Annotated in this window: 6 protein-coding genes; 3 read left to right on the forward strand and 3 right to left on the reverse strand. The window is 57.5% G+C overall.

Features of this window, described 5'->3' with window-relative positions; genetic code table 11:
- Positions 1-207 (forward strand): hypothetical protein (locus tag H5U08_RS06795; RefSeq protein WP_297031524.1); only part of this gene is annotated, 207 nt, incomplete at its 5' end.
- Positions 208-600: 393 nt separating this feature from the next.
- A complete protein-coding gene (locus H5U08_RS06800) occupies positions 601-2,160 on the forward strand; it encodes a divalent metal cation transporter (RefSeq protein ID WP_297031527.1) in 1,560 nt (519 codons plus the stop codon).
- A 57-nt stretch (positions 2,161-2,217) separates the two neighbouring features.
- On the opposite strand, the gene H5U08_RS06805 is transcribed toward H5U08_RS06800, so the two are convergent.
- Positions 2,218-3,420, reverse strand: coding sequence for a pyridoxal phosphate-dependent aminotransferase (locus H5U08_RS06805; protein ID WP_297031529.1), 1,203 nt, complete (start codon positions 3,418-3,420; stop codon positions 2,218-2,220).
- Positions 3,421-4,167: 747 nt separating this feature from the next.
- Here H5U08_RS06805 and H5U08_RS06810 point away from each other — a divergent pair.
- Positions 4,168-5,388, forward strand: coding sequence for an inositol-3-phosphate synthase (locus tag H5U08_RS06810; protein WP_297031530.1), 1,221 nt, complete (start codon positions 4,168-4,170; stop codon positions 5,386-5,388).
- A gap of 82 nt (positions 5,389-5,470) precedes the next feature.
- Here the strand turns inward: H5U08_RS06810 and lptB are convergent, their stop codons facing one another.
- Positions 5,471-6,268, reverse strand: coding sequence for an LPS export ABC transporter ATP-binding protein (gene lptB, locus H5U08_RS06815; protein ID WP_297031532.1), 798 nt, complete (start codon positions 6,266-6,268; stop codon positions 5,471-5,473).
- Between the two features lie 268 nt (positions 6,269-6,536).
- The coding region (locus tag H5U08_RS06820; protein WP_297031534.1) for a S26 family signal peptidase at positions 6,537-7,375 on the reverse strand (839 nt) is incomplete at its 5' end.

Consider the following 7,375-nt stretch of genomic DNA (forward strand, 5'->3'; position numbering starts at 1 on the left):
ACGCTGGTCATGTGGCCACCACGGTGGGACAAGCTGGCGGCACTGGTCAAGGCCGGAAAGCTGCCGGGCAAACAGGAAAGCGATACGGTGCTGGTTCTCGACCCGTTGGATAGGGCTCAGTACGAGCTTTTCACGTCCGAAAAAGAAGGTGTCCTCGTGGACTGGGAAAATCCCGTGATAACGGTTTTTGCGCCCTCGACACAGTGAAACAGAGACGCTCTCTCACTGCTCGGCACAGCCCAAACCAACGGAGCGCTACCTGTCTGTTAATAGGTGTGAGGTGGACCTACTGCCTTGCCTGCAGCCGTTCAACCATCAACAGCACCACACTCAATGGCGGATTGAGATTTCTACTCCTGGAACCTCTCCCCCGTGTGTGAAAGGTTTGTTCCGGGACGTGGGTTTACTTGTCTTCAACGCATCTTTCCACCCCAGCAAGACGATCGGCCCTTGACAAAAGTATTGTGGACCTTGCATACCCCCAAATAGCTGGTTAAACTCGCCCTAATGCCTCGTTTGGCGACGAGGCAAAACTGCGTGCGACTTGGTGTTACAAGTGGGGTGTGAACCGCCGAAGCCGCTTACTGCCGGGAGATGCCTATGACGAATCAGACCGCCACGATTCCCGAGGAATCCAAAGGCCTTCCGATGACGGCCAAATGGGATCCGGAGAAACTCGCGCAGGAGGAAAAATTCCTGCAAGAACTGGAGAAAAAAAGCCTTTGGGAACGGATTCGCGGATACGCCAAACTGACCGGTCCGGCGTGGCTTCAGAGCGCGATGACCCTGGGGGCCGGAAGTGCTACCGCTTCGGTGATGGCGGGAGCCTCTTTCGGATACAAGCTTCTCTGGGTCCAGCCGCTGGCGATGTTACTGGGCGTGGTGATTTTTGCCGCTTTGGCCAAGGTGGTTCTCACCACGGGGGAACGTCCGTACCGTGCCTTCGGCCGAGAACTTCATCCCATTATTCCGCTCTTTTGGGCCATCGGTACGATCGTAGCGTCAATCATCTGGCACTTCCCACAATACACTCTGGCCGGGGCGGCGGCCTGGGACCTGGCGCAGGTCGCTCAATCGGCGGTTGTTGCGAAATCCGATCCCGCACAACCGACCCCTGCCGAAAACGTTGAAGGCAAACAACCCCTCCCCGATGGGTCGGACACCGCCAAGACGCCGAAGTGGGTTGAATATGTGGTCAAGTACGGAGTGGCCCTCTGTATCCTGGCCATCAACATTTTCACGGTGTGGAACTACGGGAGTCATACCAGGGGTATTAAGCTTTATGAAGGCTTTCTCCGCTGGGTGATCCGCATTGTGATTCTCGCCTTCCTGGCTGTGGTCGTGTGGACGGGCATCGACTGGGGCAAATTGGTGCGAGGCTTCTTTGGTTTCTACGTGCCCGACACCCCGGATGGAGTCACCGTGGTTCTCGGTGCTTTGGGGGCCGCTGTGGGGATTAATATGACGTTTCTTTATCCCTATTCCATCCTGGCCAAAGGGTGGGGAAAGTACCACAAAGGACTTGCCAAATGGGATCTGTTCAGCTCGATGTTTCTGCCCTACACCATCGTCACGTCGTTGATCATTATCGCGATGGCGAACACAGTTTATGACGGCAGGGACGTGGTGCGCACGGGACTTCAGCCCGTTCAGGCGGCCGCAGCGTTCAGCGCCCTCGTTCATTCCGACCTTGGGCGCGTCATCCTGGACCTCGGTTTCCTTGCCATGACCTGTGGTGCGATCAGCACTCACATGGTGGTGTGCGGCTTCACCTGGTGTGAGATGCTGGGCCTGGAGTACACTCGCCGGAGATTCCGTCTCTTCGCACTGACGCCTGCCATTGGACTTTTAGGAGCGGGCATGGGTTATCCGTTCTGGATGCCCATTCTGGCGTCGGCGATTTGTCTGACCATGTTGCCGCTGGTCTATCTGGCGATCTTTTTGATGGCCAACAAGAGAAGTTACCTCGGCGATGCCGTTGGATCCGGCCCGGCACGATGGGTTTTCAACCTGTTTCTGCTGGCCGCGATCACTGTGACGACGATCGGCACTGCCGTGCAAATCAAGGTTCGCGTCGTGGATCCTGTTCGGAAGTTGCTAAATCCACCGGCCGCGACGAATCAGGCCGCCCCGTCCCAGGAAACTCCGAAGTCGCCGTAGTGCGATGACGGGTTGACCTTCAACTCGGACAGGCGGCCAAGTCATCCGTGAATCGGCTCACTTGGCTTCACGGATAAATTCGTCTATCAGATCGAGGGCCCGTGCGAGCTCTTCCATGGCAGCGGCAAAGGAGAGCCTCACATAGCCCTCTGCGCCGAAGGCGGAGCCCATCACAGTGGCGACACCTTTCTGAGAGAGAAGTTCCAGACACCACTGGCTGGAGTTTTCCACAACAGTACCGTTGTATTTCTTGCCCAGGTGTCGCGAGATGTTAACGAACGCGTAAAAGGCACCCTCCATCGGTGCGCAGGAAACACCGGGAATTTGAGCCAGGCGCTCGGCCACAAAGTTCTTCCGCCGCTCGAATTCGCGCCGCATCGTTTCCACGCAATCCTGAGGCCCAGTGATCGCCGCCAGGGCGGCATACTGGCTGATACTGCACGGATTGGACGTTTCCTGGCTTTGCAAGGAAGCCATGGCTTCCGCGACCTCTTTGTTCGGGGCGATGGCCCAGCCTATCCGCCAACCCGTCATGGCGTAAGTCTTACTCACCCCATTGATGAGGATTGTTCGCTCTTGCAGTTCCGGGTGGACTGTCGGGAAGCTGGCGAAAGGTTCGGACGTGTACGTGAGCCGGTCGTAGATTTCATCGGCCAGGACAATGAGGTCGCAATCCAGAACGACTCGTGCGAGCCCCTCCAGCTCTTGCCGACTGTACATCGTTCCTGTCGGGTTGGAAGGTGTGCACAGAAGGAGCATCCGCGTTTTGGGAGTGATGGCCGCCCGGAAAGCCTCCGGCGTCAGCTTAAAGCCATTTGATTCTTCCGTGGGCACAATGACCGGGACAGCCCCCGTCAACTTGACGAGCTCTGAATAACTCACCCAGTAGGGGGCGGGAATAATCACTTCGTCTCCCGGGTTGAGCACCGCCACCAGGGCGTTGTGAATCGCATGTTTGGCGCCGTTGGAGACGACGACATGCTGGAACGGGTAGGTTAAACCATAGCGTGCCTTGTATTGCTCCACCACTGCCCGTTTCAGTTCAGGAATACCGCTGGCCACCGTGTAGTGGGTGTGGCCGGCCTTCATGGCGTCGATGGCTGCCTGGCAAATATGCTCTGGGGTAGGAAAGTCGGGTTCGCCCAGGCTGAGGTCGTAAATCGTTCGCCCGCTCGCCTTCAACTCCTTGGCCTTGGCAGCCATTGCCATTGTGGCGGACGGTTCCAGTGCCTGAATAAGTCTTGAAACAGACAGGGCCATGGCTCGTGATGCTTCTTTGCTGAGGTTTTTGACCGAATAAAACCGCGTTCTCGGACCGGTACGCCGGTTACCTGCGGCGCCAACGCGGCGCAGGCAAACTTTCCGCTCCCCACACACCAGACCGGGAACGCATTCCCTCACCTGGAAACCGTACATTATCATCGGATTATGGTCCCCCCGCAACGGGACCATTCGCTGACTCGTCCCCGCTGTTCCGCTGCCGCTGGAAAGGGCCGCGAACACCGACACGGGTTTGCGCAGGAACCAGGCTCACCTTGGAGGGAAACGCTTGTCGCCCCCGGTGACGTCACGAATTTCGAATCCGGGCCTGCAAGTTGGGGCTTTAGGCGAGCATTCATACCCCCTTGGGGTTTTATGAGAGCATGTCGGGAAGGCACCGGCTTGTGTGTCGAATGGCGCGACATTTCTGTCGCGCAGCGCGACGCGCGTTGATGACGCGGATGTGTCTTCGTCCAATTAGGGGGCGTGTTGCCCACTCTGTGCAAAATGGCGACAGGGTATCCCGTTTGCTTGAAAACTGGCCAAAGCCGTTCCACCGGCGGACGAAGGAAAACGTGCCTATCTCCGCGGTTCTGTACGCGGTCCCTGGAGTGGGAAGGTTGGATTCCCAGCTCTCACTGGCCACAGGGTTCGTGAGCGGAGAGAATGTTAGAATCACGGTTAACAGGCAGGAGATTGGGAACAGATTGAAAGGAAATAGCGGTTATCTCGGAGTGAAAGCTGCCCATGAACGATATCGCGACTGGCCTGCGAAAAGTTGGTTTATGGTTGATTGGCGCAAGAGGCGGAATTGCCACCTGTGTAGCCCTGGGGTTGTCGGCGTTACGCAGAAACTTGATCGACTCCACAGGCCTGGTGACGGCTCTCCCGGAGTTTCAGAAACTGGGACTTTTGCCGTGGGGTGACTGGGTGCTGGGCGGCCACGAAATCCGCTCCACCCACCTTCTGGCCGAGGCTCAGGATTTTGCCCGCAAGAATCGCACTTTCGATAGCGAGTTTGTGGAATCGCTTCGATCAGAACTTGAGGATGTGGAATCGCGGATTCAGCCAGGAACCGTTGCTGGCGCCTCGCCGACGATCATCGGGCTTGCTGGACCCGATGTACCAAAGAACGAATCTCCCTGGGATGCGATCAGCCGCATTCGCGACGACCTGGAAAGATTTCGACGCAAGAACGAACTGGAGCACGTCGTGGTTGTCAACGTGGCCTCGACGGAACCGCCTGTAGACGCGGAAAAATTTCCGGCAAAGTACGACGAGGTTGAGGCCGAGTTGCAGCGACGTCCTCAGGCCTGGCTTCCTCCCAGTACCCTCTATGCCATCGCGGCCATGCAGGCAGGATGTTCATACGTGAATTTCACGCCCTCACTCGGTTGTAACCTGCCGGCGCTGGACGAGCTGGCGAGGCGACAGAAAGTGGCCTACATGGGCTGCGATGGGAAAACCGGTGAAACCCTGCTCAAGACGGTGCTCGCACCGATGTTCCGCGCGAGAAATCTCCGCGTGTTGAGTTGGGTGGGGCATAACATTTTCGGAAATCTGGATGGAAAGATTTTGGATTCCCCCAATCACAAGCAAAGCAAAGTGACGACCAAAGATCGGGTGTTAGCAGAAATCCTCGGCTACAAACCGGCGACGATCGTGACGATCGAATATCTGGAGGACCTGGGCGACTGGAAAACGGCGTGGGATCACGTCCATTTTACCGGCTTCCTGGGCGTTCCGATGGTCCTCCAGGTGATCTGGCAGGGATGCGATTCCATTCTCGCCGCGCCTCTTGTTCTCGATCTGGCCCGACTGACCGAGAGGGCTGTGCGCAGCGGTCATGTGGGGCTTATGCCGTTTCTCGCGTGTTTCTTTAAAAGCCCCCAGGGCACGAAGGAGCACGACTTCGGCAAGCAATTTGCCCAACTGATGTCCTGGGTAACTGGACTGGCAGGCGAGTGAGGGTCAGGTCTACCGTATCCTCGACAATGACTTTCCAGGGAACAATCCGGTTCGAGGCACGACCGGCACGCTCGCTGTTCCGTCACGCGAGATGCATATCATCGCCGAAGTAATGCTTGCGGGCTTCGGGATTGGCCAGGACTTCCTGCGGTGTCCCGTGACAGAGAACCTTCCCTGCCCGAATGACGTAACTCCGGTCTGTTACCTGGAGCGTTTCCCGCACCTGGTGGTCTGTGATGAGTATGGAGATGCCCTGGGCGCGGAGAGAACGGATGATCTCCTGAATTGCGTCCACCGTTACCGGATCGATGCCCGTGAACGGCTCGTCGAGAAGAATAATTCGCGGATTGGCGATGAGCGCCCGTGCGATCTCCAGACGTCGGCGTTCGCCGCCTGACAGTCCAGCCGCTTTGGCCTTTGCCAGGTGAGTGATCCCAAACTGCTCGAGCAGCTCGGCACAGCGGCGGGTACGGGTTCGGCGATCGAAACCCAGAAGCTCCATCACCCCCAGGAGATTCTCTTCCACCGTGAGTTTGCGGAAAACGCTGGATTCCTGGGCGAGGTAACTCATGCCCCCCTCACGTGCCCGGCGGTGCATCGGCCAATGAGTGACGTCCTTACCCTGGAGGAAAACCTGACCGGCGTCCGGACGAATGAGCCCACACGTCATCCGAAAGCTCGTTGTTTTTCCCGCCCCGTTTGGGCCAAGCAATCCGACAATCTCGCCCGGCCAGACCTCAAAGCTCACTCCGTCCACCACCCGGCGCTTACCAAAACTTTTCACCAGACCACATGCGGCAAGGATGGCACCCGGCGTCGCGCGAATATGCGGGCCCACTTCCGTTTCCACCCGGTTGGATTTGCCGATCAACAGGCGCATGTGGGGCTCCTCCTTGCAGGACTCTCACACAACGGTAACGAGATCCCATCAAAGCGCCTATTTTGTCAAAAAACGGTTTTCCAGAGAATAGCAACTTCCAACCGGAAAAGAGCCCCTGAGCTGATGGCGAAGCCCGGGCGGGTGTGATCGCCGGGGCACGTCCGTTTTGCGTCGGATGACACCCTGCGAGCAGCTCTTGCAATGGACAGCGCATTCCGAGGTGACGCCCGCCGTTGTCAAAAGAGCGAATTGTGGTGGCGAGTCGGCTCTAGCGGACAATTTTCATCCGCCAGAAATTGGGGAAAAATCGGATGGGAATATTCGTGCCCGGAATGCGATCCAGGGAGTGAGGCCAGATGACGGCCAGGGCCTTTCCCACCAAAAGCTCCTCCCGAACGTAATACTCTTTAGTCCAGAATCGTCCATCTTCGCTTTGCGGACTGTTGTCGCCCAGCACAAAGTACTGCTTGGCACCCAGGCTGAACTCCAGCGCGTGCCCGGTGTTGAAAAAATCCCATTGCGTGGGGTCGGACATCACTTCGGCCACTTTTTTACGAAACTCGTCCGGCGAGAAGAAACCCCGCCCCAGATAACGATAGGGGGATCGCTCCCAATCAAAGTCATGCATCACGAAGCCAGACCCACGCTCGTGAGCGATGTAATACACGTCACGGAAAATCTTCAGATGCCGCAGCGTGACTGTCCCCTGGCGGACGCCGAGTCGAACAGGACGTTCCAGGTCACTGACTGTCGGACCATGCCAGTCGGTTTCATATTGCACAGTGACGGGACGCTCATCCACCCAAAGCACAAGCTGCTGATCCACATTGGCAAACCGAATGCTGTAGCGTCCCGCTCCGTGTCTGCCGAGGGATACGGTTTCCACAAACCGCGGATGGTTCAGCCCTTCAAATGTTGCGCGGCCTTCCGTGAAATCTACAGATACTCGAAAAACCTGACCTCCTCGAGTAAGCTCAAGGATAATCGTCGCCCCCGGTGCAGCCACTTCCGCTTCACATTCGACGGCAAGGTCGCCCACCCAGTGCAACCCCAACTGATCACCACGCGGAGGAATCACGCCCTGCCCCCAGCCATTCCGCAATTCTT

It is taken from the genome of Thermogutta sp. (assembly GCF_014359955.1).
Classification (GTDB): Bacteria; Planctomycetota; Planctomycetia; order Pirellulales; family Thermoguttaceae; genus Thermogutta.

Excerpts from the sequence above, each read along its gene's own strand:
- H5U08_RS06800 (WP_297031527.1), top strand. The coding sequence starts at position 601 with ATGACGAATCAGACCGCCACGATTCCCGAGGAATCCAAAGGCCTTCCG.
- H5U08_RS06805 (WP_297031529.1), bottom strand. The coding sequence starts at position 3,420 with ATGGCCCTGTCTGTTTCAAGACTTATTCAGGCACTGGAACCGTCCGCC.
- H5U08_RS06810 (WP_297031530.1), top strand. The coding sequence starts at position 4,168 with ATGAACGATATCGCGACTGGCCTGCGAAAAGTTGGTTTATGGTTGATT.
- lptB (WP_297031532.1), bottom strand. The coding sequence starts at position 6,268 with ATGCGCCTGTTGATCGGCAAATCCAACCGGGTGGAAACGGAAGTGGGC.